Source organism: Pseudomonas sp. Pseusp49 (assembly GCF_059491875.1).
The window spans coordinates 6,648,663-6,673,092 of the sequence record NZ_CP168514.1 but is presented as its reverse complement, the minus strand read 5'-3'; the positions used below and the strand labels follow the sequence as shown (position 1 = coordinate 6,673,092).

18 protein-coding genes are annotated in these 24,430 nt (G+C 60.2%); 8 read left to right on the top strand and 10 right to left on the bottom strand.

Annotated features, from left to right (window positions below; genetic code table 11):
- Positions 1–13: 13 nt before the first annotated feature.
- The 7 genes from ACEN83_RS29915 to aspA all read right to left on the bottom strand — a co-directional run bounded on the left by ACEN83_RS29915 (position 14) and on the right by aspA (position 12,772).
- Positions 14–4,618, bottom strand: coding sequence for a hypothetical protein (locus tag ACEN83_RS29915; protein ID WP_495579100.1), 4,605 nt, complete (start codon positions 4,616–4,618; stop codon positions 14–16).
- Between the two features lie 161 nt (positions 4,619–4,779).
- On the bottom strand, positions 4,780–5,880 hold the full coding sequence (locus ACEN83_RS29910; protein WP_102701928.1) for a polyamine ABC transporter substrate-binding protein: 1,101 nt from the start codon (positions 5,878–5,880) through the stop codon (positions 4,780–4,782).
- A gap of 11 nt (positions 5,881–5,891) precedes the next feature.
- Positions 5,892–6,923 carry a histone deacetylase family protein gene (locus tag ACEN83_RS29905; RefSeq protein WP_495579099.1) on the bottom strand — a complete coding sequence of 344 codons (1,032 nt, stop codon included), beginning with the start codon at positions 6,921–6,923 and terminating at the stop codon, positions 5,892–5,894.
- Positions 6,924–7,139: 216 nt separating this feature from the next.
- Positions 7,140–8,132, bottom strand: a complete 993-nt coding sequence (locus ACEN83_RS29900) for an AraC family transcriptional regulator (protein WP_495579098.1) — start codon at positions 8,130–8,132, stop codon at positions 7,140–7,142.
- Between the two features lie 161 nt (positions 8,133–8,293).
- Positions 8,294–9,298 carry an asparaginase gene (locus tag ACEN83_RS29895; protein ID WP_495579097.1) on the bottom strand — a complete coding sequence of 335 codons (1,005 nt, stop codon included), beginning with the start codon at positions 9,296–9,298 and terminating at the stop codon, positions 8,294–8,296.
- A gap of 173 nt (positions 9,299–9,471) precedes the next feature.
- Positions 9,472–10,923, bottom strand: coding sequence for an alanine/glycine:cation symporter family protein (locus ACEN83_RS29890; RefSeq protein ID WP_495579096.1), 1,452 nt, complete (start codon positions 10,921–10,923; stop codon positions 9,472–9,474).
- Between the two features lie 424 nt (positions 10,924–11,347).
- Complete coding sequence (aspA, locus tag ACEN83_RS29885; protein WP_003229645.1) at positions 11,348–12,772, bottom strand: aspartate ammonia-lyase; 1,425 nt, start codon at positions 12,770–12,772, stop codon at positions 11,348–11,350.
- Between the two features lie 180 nt (positions 12,773–12,952).
- Here aspA and ACEN83_RS29880 point away from each other — a divergent pair, with 180 nt between their 5' ends.
- Positions 12,953–13,864: a LysR substrate-binding domain-containing protein gene (locus ACEN83_RS29880; RefSeq protein WP_429367602.1), complete on the top strand. Its 912-nt coding sequence runs from the start codon at positions 12,953–12,955 to the stop codon at positions 13,862–13,864.
- A gap of 52 nt (positions 13,865–13,916) precedes the next feature.
- Here the strand turns inward: ACEN83_RS29880 and ACEN83_RS29875 are convergent, their stop codons facing one another.
- Entirely contained in the window at positions 13,917–14,480 is a 564-nt protein-coding gene (locus ACEN83_RS29875; protein ID WP_495579095.1) for a zinc metalloprotease, read from the bottom strand.
- Between the two features lie 466 nt (positions 14,481–14,946).
- On the opposite strand from ACEN83_RS29875, the gene purE reads away from it, so the two are divergent.
- The 4 genes from purE (at position 14,947) to ACEN83_RS29855 (ending at position 17,508) form a co-directional block, all read left to right on the top strand.
- On the top strand, positions 14,947–15,438 hold the full coding sequence (purE, locus tag ACEN83_RS29870; RefSeq protein ID WP_007971731.1) for a 5-(carboxyamino)imidazole ribonucleotide mutase: 492 nt from the start codon (positions 14,947–14,949) through the stop codon (positions 15,436–15,438).
- Positions 15,439–15,449: 11 nt separating this feature from the next.
- Complete coding sequence (locus ACEN83_RS29865; protein WP_495579094.1) at positions 15,450–16,532, top strand: 5-(carboxyamino)imidazole ribonucleotide synthase; 1,083 nt, start codon at positions 15,450–15,452, stop codon at positions 16,530–16,532.
- Positions 16,533–16,638: 106 nt separating this feature from the next.
- Positions 16,639–16,884 carry a GlsB/YeaQ/YmgE family stress response membrane protein gene (locus ACEN83_RS29860; RefSeq protein ID WP_008030708.1) on the top strand — a complete coding sequence of 82 codons (246 nt, stop codon included), beginning with the start codon at positions 16,639–16,641 and terminating at the stop codon, positions 16,882–16,884.
- Between the two features lie 87 nt (positions 16,885–16,971).
- Entirely contained in the window at positions 16,972–17,508 is a 537-nt protein-coding gene (locus ACEN83_RS29855) for a DUF3299 domain-containing protein (RefSeq protein ID WP_495579093.1), read from the top strand.
- 116 nt (positions 17,509–17,624) lie between these two features.
- On the opposite strand, the gene ACEN83_RS29850 is transcribed toward ACEN83_RS29855, so the two are convergent.
- Positions 17,625–18,524: a D-hexose-6-phosphate mutarotase gene (locus ACEN83_RS29850; protein ID WP_495579092.1), complete on the bottom strand. Its 900-nt coding sequence runs from the start codon at positions 18,522–18,524 to the stop codon at positions 17,625–17,627.
- A 68-nt stretch (positions 18,525–18,592) separates the two neighbouring features.
- Positions 18,593–18,997, bottom strand: a complete 405-nt coding sequence (locus tag ACEN83_RS29845) for an acyl-CoA thioesterase (protein ID WP_007942704.1) — start codon at positions 18,995–18,997, stop codon at positions 18,593–18,595.
- Between the two features lie 362 nt (positions 18,998–19,359).
- Between ACEN83_RS29845 and ACEN83_RS29840 the strand changes: the two genes are divergently transcribed.
- The 3 genes from ACEN83_RS29840 (at position 19,360) to ACEN83_RS29830 (ending at position 24,424) form a co-directional block, all read left to right on the top strand.
- Positions 19,360–20,658 carry an MFS transporter gene (locus ACEN83_RS29840; protein WP_495579091.1) on the top strand — a complete coding sequence of 433 codons (1,299 nt, stop codon included), beginning with the start codon at positions 19,360–19,362 and terminating at the stop codon, positions 20,656–20,658.
- Between the two features lie 243 nt (positions 20,659–20,901).
- Positions 20,902–21,903 carry a phosphate ABC transporter substrate-binding protein PstS gene (locus tag ACEN83_RS29835; RefSeq protein WP_116579776.1) on the top strand — a complete coding sequence of 334 codons (1,002 nt, stop codon included), beginning with the start codon at positions 20,902–20,904 and terminating at the stop codon, positions 21,901–21,903.
- Positions 21,904–22,141: 238 nt separating this feature from the next.
- A complete protein-coding gene (locus ACEN83_RS29830) occupies positions 22,142–24,424 on the top strand; it encodes an ABC transporter permease subunit (RefSeq protein WP_495579090.1) in 2,283 nt (760 codons plus the stop codon).
- Positions 24,425–24,430 lie beyond the last annotated feature (6 nt).

The window sequence follows — 24,430 nt, the reverse complement described above, 5'->3', positions numbered from 1 at the left end:
CCTTTTTGACGTTTCAGTGCTGCGAGAAGAACAGCGTACGCGCCAGTTGCGGGCTGATTTCGCTACGATAGATGGCAATCAGTTGCGGGTTGGTGGCAGCCGAGCGCAGGTCGAGGGCGCCGGCCAGCAGCCGTTGATCACGCAGCTTCAGGTGGGCAGCGGTAAAGGTGTCGAGGGCGGCGTTCTTGACGGGGTAGTGGAAGTGCGCGTACCACAGCACCTGCCTGGACTTGCGCTCGCGGATTTCGTATTCCTGCAGGAAATCCTTGCGCGGACCCTTGAGGCGACGTTGTTCACCGTTGCGCACAATGTCGACTTCACCTTTGCCGACAAGCCATTCGACGCGCGCTGCCGTGGGCGGTTGCTGCTTGATCATCTGGACCCGTAACCGATATCCCTCGGTGTACAACCGGTCGCGTGCTTCGTTGAGTTTCCGGGTCAGGGTTGTCGCGGCAACTTCCGGGATTTCGGTGGTGTTCGATTCGGTCAGGGACCGCTCCAGCGTTCGGGCCGCCTGGTCGAGCAGATCGGCTTTGTGTTGAAACAGCTCCTCGATTTCAACCGGGCTACGCCCCGGTTTTTTAGAGCTTGTTTCGGTTTGCCTGATGAAGGTTTCCACGCCATCGAGCAGCGCCTGCCCCTGGGTGATCTGCACATCGAGTGCGGGAGGTTGCGCAGTTGGCCGGGGTCGTTTTACGGGCACTCGCTCAACCCAGACGCCGGGAGTCTTTTCATGAAAGGTGGCGATGACCTTGCCGGTCACGGGAGCACGCACATCCAGCAACACCGGTTCCCCCGGTGCCGAGCGACGGACTTCACCCACGACCGTGCCCTTGAAGCGTGTCTTGATCACGCGTTTGCCGGGCGTCGGTGCCGGCCTTGAGGGACCGGGCTGAGGTTGCGGCGGCTGTTGCTCGCGCAGTAGCTGCCCGAGGTAACTTTCGGCGTGCTGTTGGAATTCGCTGACCCGCGCGCGCAAATGCTTGAGCGGTTGCTCCACCACGGCGTCCTTGTGGCTGACAGCGAAGTCTTCGAATGACTGGTCGATGGCGACAAACTGTTCAAGCATGCCGTTGAGTGCTTCAGTACGTTCACCGTCATTCCAGACACTGCCCTCGAGCATCAGCTCCTGTGAGGTCTGGATCACCAGGTTGGCGGAGTCGAGTAACCGGGCGAATTCGCTTCGGGCTTCGCTCAGCGCAACGCTGTCACCTTCCTTCAGGCAGGCCTCGCGCGCCAGCGAAACCTGCAGCGCCTTGAGATCGTTGAGGCTGTAGGCCGGCAGTTTGGCTTTGTAGGTGTTGGCGACCTCGGCGGCGCTTCTGCCCAGTCGGCTCAGTTCCTCGAACCGCGATCGGGCAAACTGGATTTTGTCGATCACACCCTCGGTCAGGTCGATCATTTTCTGGTATGTCGCACGATCGCCAGTCCCTCCCGCCGTTTCTTCCGCCTCAAGCAATGCCAGGGTTTCACGCAGGGTCTGGGCGAACACCGCGTTCTGCTGGTCAAGCCAGGTCTGGTTGAAGAACAACTGGGTGCCGAGCATCTCGACCATGGCGGTGCGGTAATTGGGGACCGAGTCCAGCAGGTTCAGTGATTTCAACTGTTCGATGGGGGCGGCATAGTCGTCGGTTCGCCGGTCGAGCTTGTCCAGAAACTGCTGTTTTATCCCGGCGCGTGCATCTTCGCTGGCCGCTTTCAATTGGTTGTAGGTGCCGATCAATTCATCCCGTGCGCGCTCGCGTTCGTTATCGAATTCGGCCAGTTGCCGTTTGAGTTCGGCAATGCGTTGGCGGTTTTGCTGTTTCAACGCTTTGCGCCGGGTCGACAAGCCGCCGCCACGCAAGCGCAGGCGGGTGTCGACAAACCACTGACCGCGCTGATTGCTGATCAGTGCAGGACCATTGGCCGGGGACTCAGGTTTTGAGTCGATGATCGACACTTCACCGGTTTCTTCAACGGCCACTTCGAACCAGCGCTCGCCGATGGGGGCGTAAAAGCGGTTTTCGAGCCGATAGAGGTGTTGATGGATGCCGGGGGTACTGATGGCTGACGTGAGACTTTCCGGTTTGGCGATCTTGAAGCGATCCAGGGTGCGGGTCAGGTTCAGAGCGGCATCGGTCGCGACTGAAATGCGGTGCTGTGTTTCGGTAGGTGCGCCGATGATGTCGGGCAGCTGAACGAAGGCTATGGGTGTGATTGTCGGTTTTTCCGCCGGTTCGACCGTTGGCTCTATCGTGGAATTTTTCTCGGCTCTGCGGGCCGTTGAGCGGCGCGTACTGGCGTGATGGGCCAGGACCATGGCCAGGGTCAGCAACAGGTCGGTGATGGCGGTTTTCTGTTGTTCGTCGTTGCCGGCCTCGTTCGCGTCAAGGGTCTGTTGCAGGTCATCGAGGACCTGGTAGATCCACGCGGCTGTGCCGACGGTCCGACCAAGAAAAGGCAGCGCCCCGTTGAGGATTTTCCAGGCTGCCTGCTTGAGCGTTGCCCAGCGACTCTGCGCGTTGGACACCGACTGCCGTTGTGCCAGCTCAACCAGCGCATTGACGTTGGCCTTGTACAGGTTGGCCAGGTAGTCGGTGGCCAGGACCCGCGAGCCTAACGTCAGCGGGCCGCTCATTTGCAGGGACGTCAGCGGGTCGGCCAGGAGTTGCGAGACACTCCAGACCGAAGGCAGCTCGCCGGTGAACACGTAGTTGGCGTAATTGGCGCGAACCCTGTCCGGCAGCCAGGCGAGCACGGATTGGCGCAGCTTCGGAGCGTGCCGGATGGCATAGATCAGGTTGGCCGGCGTCGGGTACTGGATCAGGGGAGGCTCGAGCAAGGGCCGATAGAGCAGGCATGGTCCCTTGTCCATCTGGCGCGGCCCGATCACGAACATGTTGCTCACTTCGTCCGTGGATGATCCCAGGCGCCAGGCGGGGCTGAACGCCAGCGGGCGAATGACGATCTCCTGGCTGTCGACCCAGCGATTGGCGTCGAGAACCTGAACCACGGCTGCGACGTAGCGGTAACCCCGTTCATCGATCCCGCCCTGGGTCCGGATTTTTTGCTGCAGGGCCAGCAGCGGTAACTCGACGCGCAGTCGGCTGGTGAACAGGTTCTGACGGCGCAGGCTTTCAAGGGGATCGTCGAGCAGTTTGCTTTTGATCAGCGTCGGATAGGTTTGACCGATGTTGACGCTGACGATCAACGCTTCCAGGTAGCTGACCGTCAGCCAGCCCGGCAGCTCCGTGGAGCCGGTACTGCGTACGGATTTGTTTCCCGGTGGCAGGGCGATCAGGTTTTGCAGTGCCAGCTCGACCAGGCTCAGCGTAGTGCGCTCAGGCTCCGCTGGCGGTACAAAGCTGCCCCAGACCACGACGCTGTCGACCACGATCTCGATGTCCGCCAGTTGCAAGCCTGTGGCCTCGGAATGCTCGGCGAGCATGGCATCACGCAGTTGAACGAGGGCGAATTCGCGGATCGGTTTGATACCGTCCTGGAAGGACTTCCCCGCATTCTGGTTCTGTACGGTTACCAGATCCATCAGGTGACGGCTGTACGCGGTGAGATCGCCGGATGACGCGTTGGCCATCCAGTCCGGCAGCGCCTGCTCGATCAGGTTGAAGCGCGAGGGCGCCTGCTTGTCCGATGGGTCTAGTTCGTTGGTGGTGCGGCTGATGTGCGGCGCAAGGTCGGGGTTTTCGTCTGCGGACTCGTTTGCCAGCGCGGCAATCGAGTCCGCTTGCAGGGCGATCAGGGTGCACGCCAAGTGGTCGAAAAAGTTGCCCTCTGGTTCGATCAGACGCCATTGAAAGGTATCACCGGGTACTTGCCCGTTGGTGTAAGTCAGCAGGGACTTGCCCAGCTCCTCTAGCGAATCGTAGGTCTGGAAGCCCTGGGTGATGGTGTGGCTGAGGATCAATGTGCGGTTGCCCAGCGTCCCGATCAATACGGCCATGTCCAGGGTGTTGAGGTGGGTCGAGGCACCCTCATTCCTGTAGTCCAGATCGATCAGGCAGGCGCGGGACCGGTAGGAGTCGTGGCTCATGCGCGTACTTTTGTCCGGATAGGCGAAAAGGTTGCGGGCCATCGCAGACTGGTCGTTCTGCCAGTTCGGCTGGGTCTGGATGTTCCACAGTTCGCGCAGCGAGTGGGACAGGCCTTGCCAGCGCGAGGTCGAGGGGGCGGTGAACTGGTTCCAGTAGTCGACCTGCTGCTCTTGAAACGCGTCGAACAGCAGTGGCGCCAACTCATTGAGCAGGCGCCCGATGGCTTCGATGCTGACAGGCAGTTGTGCCGGTGTCGGCTCCAGCGGTTGCAGGGTGAGGTAGTGCTCGCCATCCAGGTAAACCACCGGTGATTTCGTGACCCCGTGGCGTACAAGGGTGTCGGTCAGTGATTCGAAGTGTCGTGGCCCGGCGATGACGCGCTGCCCGTGCAGCGTCCAGGTCGGCGTCACCACTATCGCCAGTCGAGGGTCGATCGACAGCTGCGGATATAGCGTTTTCAACGCCGGTTGCAGTGCGTGAGTGGCAACCTCCCTGATTGTCGGCCCGGCCACCAATTGGGTGAGCAGGGCATCCTGATCGGCTGGGAGGCCGGGTAGGGTGGGAGGGTTGGAAACGTCGGTCATGGTCACATCCTTTGTGAGGCGGCAGGCACCGTCGAAGGTTCGGTGCGCAATCCGTTGCAAAGTAGTGACGGGCGACGCGCGGTTGGCGGTAAATAAATATCGCGGGCAAAAAAAGACCTGCGCGAGCGCAGGTCCTGGTGAGGGTGCAAACCAGACGGTTGTCAGGTGCCTGACTTGATCTTGGTCCAGGCCCGGGTCCGCGCACGTTCGGCATCGCGCGGCAACGGTTGCAGGGTGTAGAGCGTGCTCATTGCCGTGTCGGTCGGGTACAGGTTCGGGTTGTTGCGGATCGCCGGGTCGACCAGTTCCGTGGCGTCCTTGTTCGGGTTCGGGTAGCCGACGAAGTCACTGACCGGTGCAATCACCTGGGGTTGCAGCAGGTAGTTGATGAAGGTGTAGGCGTCTTCCGGATTCTTCGCGCCCTTGGGTATTGCGAGCATGTCGAACCAGATCGGCGCGCCTTCCTTCGGCAAGCGCATGTCGACGATCACACCGTTCTTGGCTTCCTTGGCGCGGTTGGCGGCTTGCGAGAAGCTGCCGGAATAACCGACCGCGACGCAGATGTCACCGTTGGCGATATCGGCCATGTACTTCGATGAGTGGAAGTAGGTGATGTACGGGCGGATCTTCATCAGCAGCGCTTCAGCCTTGTCGTAGTCCGCCGGCTTTTTGCTGTTGGGATCGAGGCCGAGGTGTTGCAGGGCCAGCGGCAAGATCTCCGAGGGCGAGTCGAGCAGGGCGACGCCGCACTGCTTGAGCTTGCTGATGTTCTCTTCTTTGAAGATCAGGTCCCAGCTGTCCACTGGCGCGTTGTCGCCGAGCACGGCCTTGACCTTGTCCGGGTTGAAGCCGATCAGGATGGTCCCGTACATGTACGGCACGGCGAATTTGTTGCCCGGGTCGTTGGCCTCGATCAGCTTCATCAGCTTGGGATCGAGGTGGTTCCAGTTCGGCAACTTGCTGCGGTCCAGTGGCTGGAACACGCCGGCTTCGATCTGCTTGGCGAGGAACACGTTGGACGGCACCACCACGTCGTAGCCGGAGTTGCCGGTCAGCAGTTTGGCTTCCAGTGCTTCGTTGGTGTCGAAAATGTCGTAGACCAGCTTGGTCTGGCTGTTCTGGGCCTTGAAGTCTTCCAGGGCCTTGGGGGTGATGTAGTCGAACCAGTTGTAGACACGCAACGTTCGTTCTTCAGCATGGGCAACGCCACTGAGCACCAGGGCGCCCAGGGCTGGAACGATCAAACGCTTGAGTCTTGTCATTGTTCTAATCCTCATTGGGCGCTTTCGAAACCTTCGAGAACGTTCACGGCGTTGATGCCGATTTCTTCTACCGCGTAGCCGCCTTCCATCACGAACAGCGTCGGTTTGCCGAGAGCCGCAATGCGCTTGCCCATGGCCAGGTAATCCGGGCTGTCGAGTTTGAATTGCGAGATGGGGTCGTCCTTGAACGTGTCGACCCCCAGGGAGACCACAACGATGTCGGCCCCGTAGCTTTCGATCTCTTTGCAGGCCTGTTCCAGCGCCGCGCTCCAGGTGTCCCAGCCCGAACCTGCGGCCAGAGGATAGTTGAAGTTGAAGCCCTCGCCGGGGCCTTCGCCCAATTCGTCTTCATAGCCGAGGAAGAACGGAAACTCGGCTTCCGGGTGACCATGGATCGAAGTGAACAGCACGTCGCTGCGTTCGTAGAAGATCGACTGGGTGCCGTTGCCATGGTGGTAATCGACGTCGAGGATCGCGACCTTCTTGTGGCCCTGATCGAGGAACGCCTGGGCGGCGATGGCGGCGTTGTTGAGGTAGCAATAACCCCCCATCAAATCGCTGGCGGCGTGGTGTCCCGGTGGACGGCACAGGGCGAAGGCCGAACGGGCGCCGCGCTGGATTTCCGCCTGGGCGGTGAGGGCGACTTGCGCTGCGCTATACGCCGCCTGCCAGGTACCGGCGGTGATCGGGGCGCCGCCATCGAAGCTGTAGTAACCGAGTTCGCCATGCAGGCTGGCGGGTTTGATCCGGCGCAGGGTGCGGGCCGGCCAGGTGTAGGGCAGCAAGTCACCCTCGGTGTTGAACTCGGTCCAGCGTGCCCAGGCGCCTTTGAAGAAGTCGAGGTAGTCGCGGCTGTGGATGCGTTCGATCGGTCCGAGGCCGAAATCCTTCGGCGCTTCGACAGGGCCGAGATTCTGATTTTGCACCCGTGCCAGCACGTGGTCGGCACGTGAAGGCATTTCGAAGCAGGGCTTGAGTTGCCCGTCTATCAATTCACAACGGCCGTGGTGCAGGTGGTGGTCGTTCGAGTAGATCGTCAGCATTTTGTTGTTCTCCGCAGGCTGATTCGGTTGAACACAGTCTTGCGGTGCAGACGGTTTAGGAGAACGGCAGGAAAGGCCAAAAGGGGATCGATATGGCCAAAACATTTGACCGAAATTCGCCCCCCTTTAAAGCGCAAAAGATCGCAGCCTGCGGCAGCTCCTACAGGGGAACGCATTCCTATGTAGGAGCTGCCGAAGGCTGCGATCTTTTGATTTTCAAGGCCGGAACTGGCTCGGCGCCACACCACTCCAGCGCACGAACGCATGGCGAAAACTCGCGGTCTCGCTGAAGCCCAGCGCCTCGGCAATCTGGTAGATCGGCAATTGATCCTCACACAGCATTTGCTTGGCCTGTTCGAAGCGCAGTTCGTCGAGCAATTCCTGATAGCTGCAGCCCATGTCCTTGAGATGCCGACGCAAGGTTCGCGCCGAGCAATTCATCTGTTCGGCCAGGCCCTCCAGCCCCGGCGCCGCATTCAATTGCGCGCTGAGCAATTGGCGGATCCGTCCGAGCCATGCCTGACGCCCGGTGAACTCGATGTTCTGTTTGCGGCAGCGCTCGGCCATGGCTTGATGGGTGATGACATCGGCCAGCGGCAACAGCTGGTCGAGCCAGCGTTTGTCGAAGGCGAAGGCATTGTTGCGCGCGCCGAAATCCAGCGGGCAGTTGAAGTGTTCGGCGTAGCTCGGCTCGTAGTCGGGCGCGGCATGTTCGAAGCGTGCGCCGAGCAAAGGCAGGGGATGGCCAAGCAGGTCGTCGCAGGTGACTTTCAGCGACACGAGGCAGAACTCGGCGTTGAACACCGCCATGGCCGGGCTTTCGCGGTAATCGGCGGCGGCGAACCAGATGCGCTCGCCGTCGTCCTCCAGGCTCAGCTCGAAAAGTGTTCCCAGCAGCGCCGGATAGCGTATCGCCAGGCGTAATGCGTCACCGAAGGTGGCACTGGTGAGCAGGGCGTAACCGAGCATGCCGTAGCAGGAAACGTGCATCCGCCGACCCAGTTCCAGGCCGATGTCGCGCTTGTGGGCAACGGCGTTGGCACAGACCTGCATCTCTTGATTGGTGGTGATGCGCGTGTCGGCACGGTTCAGATCCGCCGCACTGATGCCGCTGCCGGCCAGCAGCGCTTCGCTGGACAGGCCTTGTGCCCTGAAGGCATCGAGTACCAGGGAGACGGCATTGAGGGTGGTGAGGTGGGAGTGGAGCATGAGGACTTCCAGCCTTGGGATGCTGGAATGCGGAGCAAGTTGTGTGCCGACGCCCCCTGTGGGAGCGGGCTTGCTCGCGAATGCGGCGTGTCAGTCAACATTGATGTCATCTGACACACCACCTTCGCGAGCAAGCCCGCTCCCACAGGTTTTGTGTTTTGTCAGCTCAACTCGCCGCAAAGGTCGAGTTCGACAAGCCGACGGACTTCGTCCGTTTCAAGCCCTGCGCCCAGCAGTGCATGCAACTTGCCGAACGCCGCTTCACGGGTCATGCCGCCACCGGACAGCACACCGACACCGCGCAAGCGACTGCCGGCCTCATAGACGTCCAGTTCAACCCCGCCTTCGTGGCATTGCGTGACTGCCACCACCACCACGCCCTTGTCCCGCGCACGGCCGAGGCTGGCGAGGAACTCCCGGTTGTCGCTCGGCCCGGTGCCGCTCCCGTAGCACTCCAGCACCAGACCTTGAATGCCGCTGTCGAACAGGCCATCGAGGACCTCGGCAGTGATGCCAGGGAACAGCGGCAACACGGCAACCTTCGCCAGTTGTCTTGCCTGGTTGTAGTTCAACGCTGCTGGCAGCGAAGAGGCTTTCACACCACCGCCCTGACGCTCCAGGCGCTTGAACGGATGACGGCCAAAACTGCGAACCTTGGCGCAACGGGTCGGGTCCAGCCGTTCGCCGTGGAAGTACAGATGCACACCCGGCGCGAGGCCCTGACCCAGTGCAACCAGCGCGCCGCCGAGGTTCTCCCAGGCGTCGCTGTCGGTGACACCGGCCGGCAGCATGGAGCCGGTAAAACACACACGGGCATGCAGACCGAGCAACTGGAAGCTCATGGCGGCGGCACTGTAGGCCAGCGTGTCGGTGCCATGCAGGATCAGCACGCTGTCGCAGCCCTGAACATCCACCGCATCGACCACCGCTTCACGCAACTGCTGCCAGTACGTCGGGTTCATGTTGGCGCTGTCGATCAGCGGCGACATCTCGCGAAAACGCCACTGCGGCACGACAAGTTCCGGCTGGCTGTGCAGGTATTCGCGCATCCGCGCTTCAAAACCGGACGCCGGCGCCAGGCCGTGGGCGCTGGCCTGCATGCCAATGGTGCCGCCGGTGTAGAGCACCATGACGTGCTGGGCGGCAGGATAGGTCGACGAATTCATGGATGTTCTCCGAAACAATGACTGCCATTGTGGGAGCGGGCTTGCTCGCGAAGGTGGCGGCACATTCAACACAGGTGTTGGCTGAACGTCCGTCTTCGCGAGCAAGCCCGCTCCCACAATGGATTTGCGCACTCTAGCTGACGGGCGCAAGGGATGCGCCCGCTTTTTACCGATCAGCGTTGCGCTACAGGTAGACCTTGCGGCTCAACTTCAGCCTTGCCGACAGCGGCCGGCGGGTTGGCTGGCCATGCCTGGCGATCCAGATCCAGGTCCGGGAACTTCGCGGAGTCGAACACCGGAGTCTTGATGCCGGCGGCGCGCTGGTCATCGTAGTCACGCAGGATGCGCATACCGACCTTGAACAGCAGGAACAGCGCGATCAGGTTGACGAACGCGAGCATGGTCATGGTGATGTCGGCGAAGGCAAATACGGTACCGAGGTTTTCGATGGCGCCCCAGAAGATCAGCACCAGTACCAACGCGCGATAGCCCATCAGCGCCTTGCGGTTTTCACCGATCAGAAAACGCAGGTTGCTCTCGCCCAGGTAGTAGTTGTAGAGGATCGAGGTGAACACGAACAACGCCAGGGCCACGGAGATGAACATCCGGCCCCAGTCACCGACCACGGCGGCCAGGGAGTTCTGGGTCAGGGCAATGCCGTCGCCTTCGAAGCCTGGGGTGTAGAAGCCCGAAAGCAGGATCAGCAGCGCGGTGCAGGTGCAGATCACGAAGGTGTCGAGGAACACGCTGAACGCCTGCACCACACCCTGTGCCACCGGGTGCTCGACCGCCGCCACCGCCGCCACGTTAGGCGCGCTGCCCAGGCCTGCTTCGTTGGCGAACACGCCACGTTTCACGCCCATGACGATGGCGCTGCCGATCAGGCCACCGAAGGCCTGGTCCAGACCGAAGGCGCTCTTGACGATGGTCATCAGCATGCCCGGTACCTGGTCGAATTGCAGCACGATCACGTAGATGGTCACGCCGATATACACCAGGGTTTTCACCGGTACCAACAGGTCGGCAACCTTGGCGATGCGCTTGATCCCGCCGATGAATACCAGACCCAGCAACACGGCCAGACCGATGCCGGTGTAAGTGGTATCGAGGCCGAACGCGTTGTTCAGCGAATGGGTCACGGCGTGGGCTTGCAGGCCGTTGAAGGCGAAGCCGAACGTCACCAGCAACAGGAACGCCATGAGCATGCCCAGCCAGCGTTTCTGCAGACCGTGCTGGATGTAGTAGGACGGGCCGCCACGGAAGGTGCCGTCGGAGTCGGTGCGTTTGTACAGCTGACCGAGAGAGCATTCGAAGAAGCTGCTGGACATGCCGACCAGTGCGGTCACCCACATCCAGAACACCGCGCCAGGCCCACCGAGTGTCACGGCAATGCCGACACCGGCAATGTTGCCCGCACCGACGCGGCCGGCGAGGCTGAGCATCAGGGCCTGGAACGAACTGAGTTGCCCGGCGCTGCTTTTGAGGCTGTCGCGGAACACCGCGAACATGTGGAAGAAGTGACGCAGTTGAACGAAACGCGAGCGGATCGTGAAGTAGCTACCGAGCCCGACAATGAGCACGATCAGTACTTTCCCTGAGAGGAAGTCGTTAATGACTTCGAGCATGGATTATTCCTCGCTGTTTTTTGTGTTGGCAAATGCTTGCCGATCAGACACATCGAGTTACACCGGTGGGCGCACGGCACAACGGGCGGTTCGAAGTTCGTCCCGGTTTCATATCGCGGGTTTGTTATTAGTTCGGGTTTCGCATGGGTTGAGGTCTCGCTACCGACGACCGCTCACGCGAAGAGGGGCGGCACTATACCGATGACAGTGCCGTCCGTCTGCACGGTTGTGGTGCAAGATCAAAAGATCGCAGCCTGCGGCAGCTCCTACAGGGGGCCGCATTTCAAATGTAGGAGCTGCCGAAGGCTGCGATCTTTTCCGCCGGTTAAAAAAAAGGGCCTGGAGAATGATCTCCAAGCCCTCAAAAGGTGAGAGGTGTCTAGTCCCTCGACCTGGTGAGCGGTGCTACAAGTAACGCGTCGGGTTAGGCCTTCAGGGGCACCAGACGCGGAGCAATCATGTTTTCCGGGCGCAGGATGTCGGCGAGCATGGCTTCGTCGAGCAGACCTTCTTCGCGCACCAGTTCCAGCACGCCGCGGCCGCTTTCGAGGGCGATACGGGCGATGCGGGTGGCGTTTTTGTAGCCGATGTACGGGTTCAGTGCGGTAACCAGACCGATCGAGTGTTCGACCAGTTCACGGCAGCGGGCTTCGTTGGCGGTGATGCCGACGATGCAGTGCTCGCGCAGCATGTCCATGGCGCGTTGCAGCAGGCGGATCGAATCGAGGATCTTGAAAGCGATCAGCGGTTCCATCACGTTCAGTTGCAGCTGGCCGCCTTCGGCCGCCATGGTCAGCGCCAGATCGTTACCGATGACCTGGAAGGCCACCTGGTTAACGGCTTCCGGAATAACCGGGTTGACCTTGCCGGGCATGATCGAGCTGCCTGGCTGACGCGCTGGCAGGTTGATTTCGTTGATGCCGGTGCGTGGGCCGCTGGACAGCAGGCGCAGGTCGTTGCAGATCTTCGACAGCTTGACCGCAGTACGCTTGAGCATGCCGGAGAACAGCACGAAGGCGCCCATGTCGGAGGTGGCTTCGATCAGGTCGGCGGCCGGAACCAGCGGCTGACCGCTGATCAGGGCCAGGCGTTGTACTGCCAAGGCCTGATAGCGCGGATCGGCGTTGATACCGGTGCCGATCGCGGTGCCGCCCAGGTTCACTTCAGTCAGCAGTTCCGGGGCCAGCGTCTTCAGACGGGCCAGGTCTTCGCCCATGGTGGTGGCGAATGCACGAAACTCTTGACCCAGGGTCATCGGTACGGCGTCTTGCAGCTGGGTACGACCCATCTTCAGGACGTGGTTGAATTCTTCACCCTTGGCCGCGAACGCCTGAATCAGGCTGTCGAGGCTGGCGAGCAGGGCGTCGTGACCGAGCAACAGACCCAGGCGGATCGCCGTCGGGTAGGCGTCGTTGGTCGACTGCGCCATGTTCACGTCGTCGTTCGGGTGCAGGTACTGGTACTCGCCTTTCTGGTGCCCCATGGCCTCCAGCGCGATGTTGGCGATCACTTCGTTGGCATTCATGTTGGTCGAAGTGCCAGCGCCGCCTTGAATCATGTCCACCACGAACTCTTCGTGGAAGTCGCCGCGGATCAGACGTGCACAGGCTTCGCTGATGGCAGCGTGCTTGGCTTCGCTCAGGTGACCCAGCTCACGGTTGGCGTCAGCAGCGGCCTGTTTGACCATGGCCAGACCGACAACCAGTTTCGGGTAGTGCGAAATCGGAACGCCCGAAAGGCGGAAGTTGTTCACCGCTCGCAGGGTCTGGATACCGTAATACGCTTGAGCCGGTACTTCGAGGGCGCCAAGCAGGTCATTTTCTGTGCGGAATGATGCAGCGGAGGACATGATAGAAATCATCTCAATATGGACCCGGTCTGTGCCGGAACGCTGTGAATGCTAGGCCTGTGCAGAATTTTGGGCCAATGCTGTTAAACACTAGCCTATGCATATTCGGCATAATGCCCGTGTGACGCCGGCTTGACGGCGAGCGTGTGACCTAAATTGGTGCGTGTCCGGGAGGACGTGATGAATCTGGAAAGCAAATGGCTGGAGGACTTTAGTGCCCTGGCTGCCACCCGCAGCTTCTCCCAGGCAGCCGAACGGCGCTTCGTGACGCAACCGGCGTTCAGCCGGCGAATCCGCAGCCTGGAGGCGGCGCTGGGGCTGACCCTGGTCAACCGCTCGCGCACGCCGATCGAACTGACGGCGGCGGGACAACTGTTTTTGGTTACGGCACGCACCGTGGTCGAGCAGCTCGGCGAAGTATTGCGCCATCTGCATCATCTGGAAGGCGGGCAGGGTGAAGTGATGCAGGTAGCGGCCGCACACTCCCTGGCACTCGGTTTCTTTCCGCGGTGGATTGCGCAGTTGCGCAACGAAGGCTTGAACATCGCCACGCGACTGGTGGCGACCAACGTCGGCGACGCGGTGCATGCCTTGCGCGAAGGCGGATGCGATCTGATGCTGGCCTTCTACGATCCGGACGCCGCGATGCAGATGGACCCGGAAATCTTCCCCTCCCTGCACCTTGGTCATACCGAAATGCTGCCGGTTTGCGCGGCGGACGCCGACGGCAAGCCGTTGTTCGATCTGGAAGGCGAAGCCAGCGTACCGCTGCTGGCATATAGCGCCGGGGCATTTCTCGGCCGCTCGGTGAACATGCTGCTGCGCCAACGGGCGCTGCGCTTCACCACGATCTACGAAACCGCCATGGCCGACAGCCTGAAAAGCATGGCCCTGGAAGGCCTGGGCATTGCCTGGGTGCCCCAACTCAGCGTGCGCGCCGAACTGGCGCGCGGTGAACTGGTGGTCTGCGGCGGCCCGCAATGGCACGTGCCGCTGGAGATACGTCTGTATCGCTGCGCGTTGGTGCGCAAGGCCAACGTGCGTTTGCTCTGGCGCAAACTTGAAGGTGGTGCGGCGGGTTCTGCTTCTTGAAGGCAAAAAATGATCAAGGCCGACTGAGTCGGCCTTGATCCGCTGCTTACTGTCAGTCGTACTGATTGAGGTAGTTGCGAATACTCTCCTGGTTCTTACTGCTGAAGCTGAACGCAACGGCTCCCTCTGCAGTTGCATACATGATCGACTTGGCGGGACCCCAGTAAGTTATAACTTCGCCACTGTCTTGATGCTTTGCATTGAACATATGACCGAACTCGTGGGCTGGCGTGCCTTTCGGATCGACCGAGGCAATTCCCAAGTGGCCCGGGGTATAGGCAACGCCTAAAGTTTTTTTGTTGATATGGTCGCGTGTCAAGAGTAGGAACTTGTAAATACTATTGTCGTGGATGGCGGATTTATCGCTACTAATGTATTTCGACAGTCCGGCCTCTAGCGACTCAAACAAGTCGTCCAGATCATCGGTTTTATAGTCTAGGTTGCTCAAGGCCGGTGCATCTGAAGGTTGCACGAAGGTAACTTCGGTTATACGGCCTGAAATTCGTGCAATTGTATCTGCCAGCCAATCGAGGTGGTCTATGTAGAGCTGGTCTTCGTTACTTCCTTTCAAATCATTGTGTATGAATACGATCAGCATAATTGGGCGCTTTGACATAGGTGGTTCCTTTTGAAGTGTGTGGTTTTTAGTCGTGATCTAATTGTGTACGGATATACAAATTTTGCATCGCCGGTCGCTGGGAAAAAACATTACTTTAGTCCGGTAGGCTTTCAACTAGATGGTGTTGAGGGCTTATATATAATTGATATTTGTTTTGAATGCTGTGTAGTGTTTTAGAAGTTGTTGCTGTGCATTTTTCGAGATTGAATTTTTTAGATGGGTTTGGTGTTTGAGTAGCGCCATTGTTGCGGAAATTTTCTTGATCTTTAAGTCAATTAAATTGCCGGTTTGCATCAGATGACAGATGGTCGCCACGGGGGCTGTTTATTGGCTTCTTTGAGGTATACTGCGCGGCCTTCGGCCGGTTGCGACTGGCCATAATTCGTACAATCAAGCCACGCATCCTGCGTGGCTTGTTGTTTTTTGATGCGCCTGCGGGCGCCCAGAGAGAAGAGGCACGACGATGAGTGCACTGGTTGGCGTGATCATGGGCTCCAAGTCCGATTGGTCCACCCTTAGCCACACCGCCGATATGCTGGAAAAGCTCGGCATCCCTTACGAGGTGAAAGTGGTTTCTGCCCACCGCACCCCGGACCTGCTGTTCCAGTACGCCGAAGAGGCCGAAGCACGGGGCATCGAGGTGATCATCGCCGGTGCCGGCGGCGCGGCCCACTTGCCAGGCATGTGTGCAGCCAAGACCCACTTGCCGGTGCTGGGCGTACCCGTTCAGTCCGCAATGCTGTCGGGCGTTGATTCGCTGCTTTCCATTGTGCAGATGCCGGCAGGCATTCCGGTTGCCACCCTGGCCATCGGCAAGGCCGGTGCGATCAACGCAGCGCTGCTGTCGGCGAGTATCCTTGGCGCCAAGCACCCGCAGTTTCATGCGGTGCTGAAAACCTTCCGTGCTGAGCAGACAGACAGCGTCCTGGAAAATCCAGACCCACGCATCGCCTGAGGTTGTTGACGATGAAGATCGGTGTAATCGGTGGCGGCCAGTTGGGTCGCATGTTGGCGTTGGCGGGCACTCCGCTGGGCATGAACTTCGCTTTTCTGGACCCGGCGCCGGATGCTTGCGCAGCCGCATTGGGCGAACACCTGCGAGCCGACTACGGCGATCAGGATCACCTGCGCCAGCTGGCCGATGAAGTCGATCTGGTGACCTTCGAGTTCGAAAGCGTTCCGGCGGAAACCGTCGCGTTCCTCTCGCAATTCGTCCCGGTCTACCCGAGCGCCGAAGCCTTGCGCATCGCCCGCGACCGCTGGTTCGAGAAGAGCATGTTCAAGGACCTTGGGATTCCTACCCCGGCGTTCGCTGACATCCAGTCCCAGGCCGACCTGGACGCCGCTGTGGCCTCCATCGGCCTGCCGGCGGTGCTCAAGACCCGTACCCTGGGTTACGACGGCAAGGGCCAGAAAGTCCTGCGTACCCCTGAAGATGTGGTCGGCACCTTCGCCGAGCTGGGTAGCGTGGCCTGCCTGCTGGAAGGCTTCGTGCCGTTCACCGGTGAAGTCTCGCTGATCGCCGTGCGTGCCCGCGACGGTGAAACCCGCTTCTACCCGTTGGTGCACAACACCCACGAAAGCGGCATCCTCAAGCTGTCCGTGGCCAGCACCGATCACCCGTTGCAAGCCCTGGCCGAAGACTACTCCAGCCGTGTGCTCAAGCAGCTGGATTACGTCGGCGTGATGGCGTTCGAGTTCTTCGAAGTCGACGGTGGTCTCAAGGCCAACGAAATCGCCCCGCGCGTGCACAACTCCGGGCACTGGACCACCGACGGCGCCGAGTGCAGCCAGTTCGAAAACCACCTGCGGGCCGTTGCCGGTCTGCCGTTGGGTTCGACGGCCAAGGTCGGCGAAAGCGCGATGCTCAACTTCATCGGCACAGTGCCAGAGACCGAGAAGGTCCTGAACATCGCCGATTGCCATCTGCATCACTATGGCAAGGCGTTCAAGGTCGGCCGCAAGGTCGGTCACGCCAACCTTCGTTGTGCAGACCGCGAGACGCTGGCGGCCCAGATTCTCAAGGTTCAAGCACTGATCGCCGAATAGTTTTCTCTGGCAATGGCGGAACCTTCGGGTTGCGCCGTTCTCTCATGGCAGGTTGCGAAAGTCTGACTAGGCTTTCGGATAGCTACTTCATTGAGAGGAGAATGCCATGGGAATTATCGGAACCATCTTTATCGGCTTGATCGTCGGTCTGCTGGCTCGGTTCCTGAAACCGGGCGATGACAGCATGGGCTGGATCATGACGATCCTGCTCGGTATCGGCGGTTCGCTGGCGGCTACCTATGGCGGTCAGGCCCTGGGTATCTATCAGGCTGGCCAAGGTGCAGGCTTCATCGGGGCGCTGGTGGGCGCCGTGGTGTTGCTGGTGATCTACGGATTGATCAAAAAGAACTGATCCAGGCGACAAAGCCCTCTCCGCCAAGCCGGTCGGGAGGGCTAGAATGCTCGGCGTTTTCTGTTCTTCCCTTTGCCGAGCACTTTCATGCGCCGTCTTTTGCTGACTCTCGTTTTACTGGGTACGGGCTTTGCCCACGCCGGCGAACTGCCGGAGACCGACTGGCTCGAACTGATGCCCAAGTCGGACCAGAAGGCCCTCGAGGCCATGCCCGAAATCGACCACGACTCCCCTGAGGCCAGTGGCACCTTCACCGACAAGGGCGGGATGAAACAGGCCAAAGGCTTGCCGGCGGTGATGTACTCGACCAAGACCGTTGCGTCGATGAACGACAGAAACATCCGCATTGGCGGTTATCCAGTGCCGCTGGAGTCCGACGCCAAGGGCCGCAGTACGTTGTTCTTCCTCGTGCCGTACCCGGGTGCCTGCATCCACGTGCCGCCACCGCCACCCAATCAACTGGTGCTGGTGCGTTATCCCAAGGGCCTGAAGCTGGATGATATCTACACGCCGCTGTGGGTGACCGGCACGCTGAAGATCGAGAAGGTCAGCAATGACCTGGCGGATGCGGCGTATGCGCTGGATGCGCAGAAGGTGCGGGTGGTGCAGGAGTCGGACTTGTAGAGATGTAAATGTGGGAGCGGGCTTGCTCGCGAAGAGGGAGTGTCAGTCGCCATCAATGCTGACTGATACACCGCTTTCGCGAGCAAGCCCGCTCCCACATTGGTTTCAGGTGTAACTTAGAGCGGCGCGCTACCGAGGCTCACGCCCAGAGTATGGCTTGCCCCTGGTTTCAGGCTCACCACATCGCCCATCACGTTCGCCGTCTCGATGCACAGCATGCGCTGCCAGCCGTCGTCGGCCATGTCGCTGAACGCAGCGGCGCGGTCAGTCCACGGGTTCCAGATCACCGCCGTACGCGATCCGCTGCTGGTCAGTACGATGCGCCGTTCCCAGGCTGGATCGACGATGCTCAACTGTGGCGGGGCGTCGAGGTAGATGCGGTCGGTCTCGCCGGTAAAACGCAGATCCCCGGTCTGTGTGACAGTTTTCCAGTTGTCCAGGGTTTCGATGTAGTTGAGGCCGTCCACACCTTCGACGTGCACTTCGCGCACGTCGCTGACGGCAAAGTAACTGTGCAGCGCCTGGCTGATGCTGACGGTATCGGTGCCCCGGTTGTGGCTGGCCAGCTGGATGTGCAATTGCTCGTCGAGGCGAATGGTCAGGGTCAGATCCACCTGGTGCGGCCAGCCGGGAAAGCCGCCTTCGGGGTAGGGCAGGAGGAATTCGACCTTCAGGCTTTCGCCTTCGGCTTCGATGCCACCCAGTTCCCAATCCATCGCTCGCACGAAGCCGTGAGCCGATGGCGCTTCATTACTGATGCGCATCGCCTGCACGCTTTGCGGGTTGCGCGCAAAGTTGCCGAACCACGGCCAGCACACCGGCACGCCGGCACGGATGCTCTTGCCGGTCTTGAAGACGGCCTCGTCGTTGAGCCAGATCAGCGGCGGCTGGCCGGCCAGCTGATAGCTGAGGATGTGCGCACCTTGCTGGGCCACCAGTAATTCGGCCTGACCGTGGCGGATGCGCCAGCAGTTCAGTTCATCCAGTTTTACGGCTTCAACATTGGGCGTGCTCATGGGACAGCTCTCGATCAGTAACGTGGACGACTATCGACCGCAAAACGGCTTCCAGGTTTAGAAACTCTTTATCGAGCCCTGGGCGGAACCGAGCGGGTACGACCGCTGCCGTCGATGGCAACGAACACAAACACCGCTTCGGTTACTTTACGCCACTCGCTGGACAGTGGATCGTCGCTCCAGACCTCGACCATCATCTTGATCGAGCTGCGGCCGATTTCCAGGGCCTGGGTATAAAAGGAAAGCTGAGCGCCCACCGCCACCGGAACCAGAAATGCCATGCGGTCGATAGCAACGGTGGCAACGCGCCCGCCGGCGACCTTGCTGGCCATCGCAGTGCCCGCCAAATCCATTTGCGCCACCAGCCAGCCGCCGAATATGTCGCCAAAGCCGTTGGTTTCGCGAGGGAGTGCAGTGATTTGCAGGGCCAGGTCGCCTTGCGGGATCGGATCTTCTTGTTCGAGCTCTATCATGCCGGGGGTGCCTCTGACCCGTGACTCTTCGTTGGTATTGCTGGTGGTAGCCGTCTTCGGGAAAAACGATTCAGCACCGAACATACTACGTTCGTCACGTTTTCCATAAGGCGCCTAAAGGGAAACTCTGCGAAATCGCCTATGAACCTGACAGGCGCTTTCGCACAGCAACCCTCAAAAACCGGAGCAAGGCTGCGAGTATATCGGTCGGTAGACTCCGCGACGACCGTCCGGTTCTATTTTGACCGTCAAAAACGCACCTCTATGTGCTTTTTCGAACAATTTGCTATCGTGCCGGACCTGCCCAGGCCTCAACCAGCGTTGTTGAGGTTGCAGATCCGACTATAAGAGAAGCCCTTGCCATGACCACAGCGCCCTCGAGCATCGCGCAGCCAGAACAACCCGCACGTCCGCTGACCCGCAACGACTACAAGACTCTATCGCTGTCTGCCCTGGGCGGTGCGCTGGAGTTCTACGACTTCATCATCTTCGTGTTCTTCGCCACGGTGGTGGGCAAGCTGTTCTTCCCGGCGGACATGCCTGAGTGGCTACGCCTGATGCAGACCTTCGGCATTTTCGCCGCCGGCTATCTGGCACGGCCGCTGGGCGGCATCGTGATGGCGCATTTCGGCGACCTGCTGGGCCGCAAGAAAATGTTCACCCTGAGCATCTTCATGATGGCCGTGCCGACCCTGATCATGGGTTTGTTGCCAACCTATGCGCAGATCGGTATGTGGGCACCGATCCTGTTGCTGCTGATGCGGGTGATCCAGGGCGCGGCCATTGGCGGTGAGGTGCCGGGGGCGTGGGTCTTCGTTTCCGAACACGTGCCGCAGCGTCATATCGGCTACGCCTGTGGCACCCTGACCAGCGGTCTGACGGCGGGCATCCTGCTCGGCTCGCTGGTTGCCACGGCAATCAACAGCATTTATACCCCGGTGGAAGTGTCGGATTACGCCTGGCGGATTCCGTTCCTGCTGGGCGGCGTATTCGGACTGTTCTCGGTGTACCTGCGTCGCTGGCTGCACGAAACCCCGGTGTTCGCCGAGCTGCAACAGCGCAAGGCCCTGGCCGAAGAGGTGCCGCTGCGCGCGGTGCTGCGTGATCATCGCGGTGCCATCGCCATTTCGATGCTGCTGACCTGGCTGCTGTCGGCCGCCATCGTGGTGTTGATCCTGATGACCCCGACTGTGTTGCAGACGGTCTATCACTTCTCACCGACCACGGCTCTGCAATCCAACAGCGTGGCCATCGTCTTTTTGAGCTTTGGCTGCATTATCGCCGGCGCGCTGGCGGATCGCTTCGGTGCAGGGCGAGTCTTCGTCCTGGGCTGCGCCGCGTTGCTGGCCAGCTCCTGGACCTTCTACCACAGCCTGGCCGACCATCCGGACTGGCTGTTTCCGATGTACGCGGTGACTGGTCTGCTGGTCGGCACCATCGGTGCGGTGCCGTACGTGATGGTCAAGGCGTTCCCGCCGGTAGTGCGCTTCAGCGGCCTGTCGTTCTCCTATAACGTGGCCTACGCCATTTTCGGTGGTCTGACGCCGATGATCGTCAGTCTGCTGCTCAAGGAAAGCCCGATGGGGCCGGCCTACTACGTGGCGGTGCTGTGCGGGGTCGGGATTGTGGTGGGGGCGTATCTCTGGAAGAAAGGGCGTTGATCGACCTTTTGTATCGACTGTACTGACGCCTTCGCGAGCAAGCCCGCTCCCACATTGGTTCTGTGTTCGCCGCAGATCCCCCTGTGGGAGCGGGCTTGCTCGCGAAGAACGATAACGCGGTATTACCTGGAAACACTGAATACTGGCCTTTCATCCAATTGTCATATTTCAGCCATAGAGTGTTCACACGGCCTGCTGATACTTGGCCCCGACTTAACACACCCTATCTGCTAGGAGTAAGGCATGAAACTGAAGCGTTTGATGGCGGCAATGACTTTTGTCGCTGCTGGCGTTGCGACTGCCAACGCGGTTGCCGCTGTTGACCCTGCTATCCCGAGCTACACCAAGACCACTGGTGTGTCGGGCAACCTGTCCAGCGTCGGCTCCGATACCCTGGCCAACCTCATGACCCTCTGGGCTGAGAACTACAAGAAAGAATACCCGAACGTAAACATCCAGATTCAGGCCGCTGGTTCCGCCACCGCGCCACCTGCGCTGACTGAAGGCACCTCCAACCTGGGCCCGATGAGCCGCAAGATGAAGGACACCGAACTGGCTGCCTTCGAACAGAAGTACGGCTACAAGCCAACCGCAATCCCGGTTGCCGTGGACGCCCTGGCGGTATTCGTACACAAGGACAACCCGATCCAGCACCTGACCATGGAACAAGTCGACGCGATCTTCTCGTCCACTCGTCTGTGCGGCGCTAAAACCGACGTGAAAACCTGGGGCGACCTGGGCGTGACCGGCGACCTGGCCAACAAGCCGGTTCAGCTGTTCGGTCGTAACTCGGTATCCGGCACCTACGGCTACTTCAAGGAAGAAGCCCTGTGCAAAGGCGACTACAAGCCTAACGTGAACGAGCAGCCAGGTTCGGCTTCGGTCGTGCAGTCGATCAGCTCCTCGCTGAACGGTATCGGTTACTCGGGCATCGGTTACAAGACCGCTAGCGTGAAGACTGTGGCCCTGGCCAAGAAAGGCAGCCAGGACTTCATCGAAGACACCGAAGAAAACGCCCTGAACGGCAAGTACCCGCTGTCCCGCTTCCTCTACGTATACGTCAACAAAGCCCCGAACAAGCCTCTGGCCCCGCTGGAGGCCGAGTTCGTGAAACTGGTTCTGTCGAAACAGGGCCAGGAAGTTGTAGTGAAAGACGGTTACATCCCACTGCCGGCCAAGGTTGCTGCCAAAGCTCTGGCTGACCTGGGTCTCGCGGAAGGCGGCGCTGAAGTCGCAAAAAAGTAAAACCCTGAATCCGGGGTAATCCCGGATTCCTGTGCAGGAGCTGTCGAGCGGAGCGAGGCTGCGATCTTTTGATCTGGCTTTTCTCAACGGCAAGATCAAAAGATCGCAGCCTCGGTTCCCTCGACAGCTCCTACACAACCCCCAAATTCTCTATCCGCTGCCGGTTCCTCCGGGCGGCGGATTTGTTGCGTCACTGCACTGTCATCTTTCTGTCATACAGGATCGCTAGGGTGTGCGAATGAATGATCTGGCCAATTCCACAATGACTACTAATCCCCCCAAGCGAATTGACTTCAATACGCCTGAATTACAACGCAAGCGTCGCATCCGCGCGCTCAAGGATCGCTTCACCCGCTGGTACGTCCTCATCGGCGGTCTGGCGGTGCTGGCAGCCATCACACTGATCTTCTTCTTCCTCGCCTACGTGGTTGCGCCGTTGTTCCAGGGTGCCAGCCTGACTGCGAAAGATGCGATCGTTCCGGCCTGGATGCAGGATTCCGGCAAGCCGCTGATGATCTCCCTGGAAGAGCAGAATCAGGTGGCGATGCGGGTTTCCGACAAGGGCCAGGCATTGTTCTTCGACATCGACAGTGGCGCCGAACTCAAGCGCGTCGATTTGCCGATTCCGGCCGGCACCACCGTGACCTCCATCGGTGAAGACCAGCCAGGCCACCCTCTGGTGGCGGTGGGTCTGTCGAACGGTCAGGCACTGGTGTTCCGTCACACCTATAAAGTCAGCTACCCGGAAGGCAAGAAAACCATCACCCCGGCCGTCGAGTACCCGTATGGCGAAGCGCCAATCGCGGTGAACGAAGCCGGCGGTGCGCTGGAGCACGTCAGCCTCAACGCCAACGATTCGACCCTGATGCTGGTGGGCGCCACCGGTTCGCAACTGAATGTTCTGTCGCTGACCAGCGAAGAGAACATGATGACCGGTGAAGTCACCAACGAGCAGAAGCGTATCGACCTGCCGCAGATGAACGAGCCGGTGAAGAACATCTTCGTCGACCCGCGTCAGCAGTGGCTGTACGTGATCAACGGGCGTGCCCAGGCCGACGTGTTCAGCCTGCGCGACAAGAGCCTCAACGGTCGCTACAAACTGCTTGAAGACGGTGAAGCGCAAGTCACCGCCAGCACCCAGCTGGTAGGCGGCATCTCGCTGATCATCGGCGATTCCAAGGGTGGCCTGGCCCAGTGGTTCATGGCCCGTGACCCGGATGGCGAACAACGCCTGAAGCAGATCCGCACCTTCCAGATGGGCACCACGCCTATCGTTGAAATCACTGCTGAAGAGCGCCGCAAAGGCTTCATTGCCCTTGACGCTTCCGGCAAGCTCGGTGTGTTCCACAGCACTGCCCACCGCACCTTGCTGGTTGAGCCGGTTGCCGAAGGCCAGGGCATTTTCGGTCTGTCGCCTCGCGCCAACCGCGTGATCGTGGAAGCGGGCGGCAAGCTGCACCCGCTGCTGCTCGACAATCCGCACCCGGAAGTCTCGTGGAGCGCACTGTGGAGCAAGGTCTGGTACGAGAACTACGACGAGCCTAAATACGTCTGGCAATCGACCGCCGCCAACACCGACTTCGAACCCAAGCTGAGCCTGTCGCCGCTGACTTTCGGTACCCTGAAAGCCGCGTTCTACGCCATGCTGCTGGCCGCTCCACTGGCCGTTGCCGCTGCGATCTACACCGCGTACTTCATGGCTCCGGGCATGCGCCGCAAGGTCAAGCCGGTGATCGAATTGATGGAAGCGATGCCGACGGTGATCCTCGGCTTCTTCGCCGGTCTGTTCCTCGCGCCGTATGTGGAAGGGCACCTGCCGGGCATCTTCAGCCTGCTGATGCTGCTGCCGATCGGCATCCTGGTCGCTGGTTTCACCTTCAGTCGCCTGCCTGAGTCGATCCGCCTGAAAGTCCCGGACGGTTGGGAAAGTGCGCTGCTGATTCCGGTGATCCTGTTTGTGGGTTGGCTGTCGCTGTACATGAGTCCGTTCATGGAGAACTGGTTCTTCGGCGGCGACATGCGCATGTGGATCTCCCACGACCTGGGCATCACCTACGACCAGCGCAACGCCCTGGTAGTCGGCCTGGCCATGGGCTTCGCGGTCATCCCGAACATCTACTCCATCGCCGAAGACGCCGTGTTCAGCGTGCCGCGTGGCCTGACCCTGGGCTCCCTGGCCCTCGGTGCCACGCCGTGGCAGACCATGACTCGCGTGGTGATCCTTACCGCGAGCCCGGGCATCTTCTCGGCGCTGATGATCGGCATGGGCCGTGCGGTCGGTGAAACCATGATCGTGCTGATGGCCACCGGTAACACCCCGGTCATGGAAATGAACCTGTTCGAAGGCCTGCGCACCCTGGCGGCCAACGTTGCAGTGGAAATGCCCGAGTCGGAAGTCGGCGGCAGCCACTACCGCGTGCTGTTCCTCTCGGCGCTGGTGCTGCTGTTGTTCACCTTCGTCATGAACACCCTCGCAGAACTGATTCGTCAGCGTCTGCGCAAGAAATACTCGTCGCTTTAAGAAAGG

What these genes read in the sequence shown, in the direction of transcription:
- ACEN83_RS29835 (WP_116579776.1), top strand. Translation starts at nt 20,902, where the DNA reads ATGAAACTGAAGCGTTTGATGGCGGCAATGACTTTTGTCGCTGCTGGC.
- ACEN83_RS29860 (WP_008030708.1), top strand. Translation starts at nt 16,639, where the DNA reads ATGGGAATTATCGGAACCATCTTTATCGGCTTGATCGTCGGTCTGCTG.
- ACEN83_RS29840 (WP_495579091.1), top strand. Translation starts at nt 19,360, where the DNA reads ATGACCACAGCGCCCTCGAGCATCGCGCAGCCAGAACAACCCGCACGT.
- ACEN83_RS29875 (WP_495579095.1), bottom strand. Translation starts at nt 14,480, where the DNA reads ATGTCAAAGCGCCCAATTATGCTGATCGTATTCATACACAATGATTTG.
- ACEN83_RS29865 (WP_495579094.1), top strand. Translation starts at nt 15,450, where the DNA reads ATGAAGATCGGTGTAATCGGTGGCGGCCAGTTGGGTCGCATGTTGGCG.
- ACEN83_RS29900 (WP_495579098.1), bottom strand. Translation starts at nt 8,132, where the DNA reads ATGCTCCACTCCCACCTCACCACCCTCAATGCCGTCTCCCTGGTACTC.
- ACEN83_RS29850 (WP_495579092.1), bottom strand. Translation starts at nt 18,524, where the DNA reads ATGAGCACGCCCAATGTTGAAGCCGTAAAACTGGATGAACTGAACTGC.
- ACEN83_RS29845 (WP_007942704.1), bottom strand. Translation starts at nt 18,997, where the DNA reads ATGATAGAGCTCGAACAAGAAGATCCGATCCCGCAAGGCGACCTGGCC.
- ACEN83_RS29890 (WP_495579096.1), bottom strand. Translation starts at nt 10,923, where the DNA reads ATGCTCGAAGTCATTAACGACTTCCTCTCAGGGAAAGTACTGATCGTG.
- ACEN83_RS29910 (WP_102701928.1), bottom strand. Translation starts at nt 5,880, where the DNA reads ATGACAAGACTCAAGCGTTTGATCGTTCCAGCCCTGGGCGCCCTGGTG.
- aspA (WP_003229645.1), bottom strand. Translation starts at nt 12,772, where the DNA reads ATGTCCTCCGCTGCATCATTCCGCACAGAAAATGACCTGCTTGGCGCC.
- ACEN83_RS29855 (WP_495579093.1), top strand. Translation starts at nt 16,972, where the DNA reads ATGCGCCGTCTTTTGCTGACTCTCGTTTTACTGGGTACGGGCTTTGCC.
- ACEN83_RS29915 (WP_495579100.1), bottom strand. Translation starts at nt 4,618, where the DNA reads ATGACCGACGTTTCCAACCCTCCCACCCTACCCGGCCTCCCAGCCGAT.
- ACEN83_RS29895 (WP_495579097.1), bottom strand. Translation starts at nt 9,298, where the DNA reads ATGAATTCGTCGACCTATCCTGCCGCCCAGCACGTCATGGTGCTCTAC.
- ACEN83_RS29905 (WP_495579099.1), bottom strand. Translation starts at nt 6,923, where the DNA reads ATGCTGACGATCTACTCGAACGACCACCACCTGCACCACGGCCGTTGT.
- purE (WP_007971731.1), top strand. Translation starts at nt 14,947, where the DNA reads ATGAGTGCACTGGTTGGCGTGATCATGGGCTCCAAGTCCGATTGGTCC.
- ACEN83_RS29830 (WP_495579090.1), top strand. Translation starts at nt 22,142, where the DNA reads ATGAATGATCTGGCCAATTCCACAATGACTACTAATCCCCCCAAGCGA.
- ACEN83_RS29880 (WP_429367602.1), top strand. Translation starts at nt 12,953, where the DNA reads ATGAATCTGGAAAGCAAATGGCTGGAGGACTTTAGTGCCCTGGCTGCC.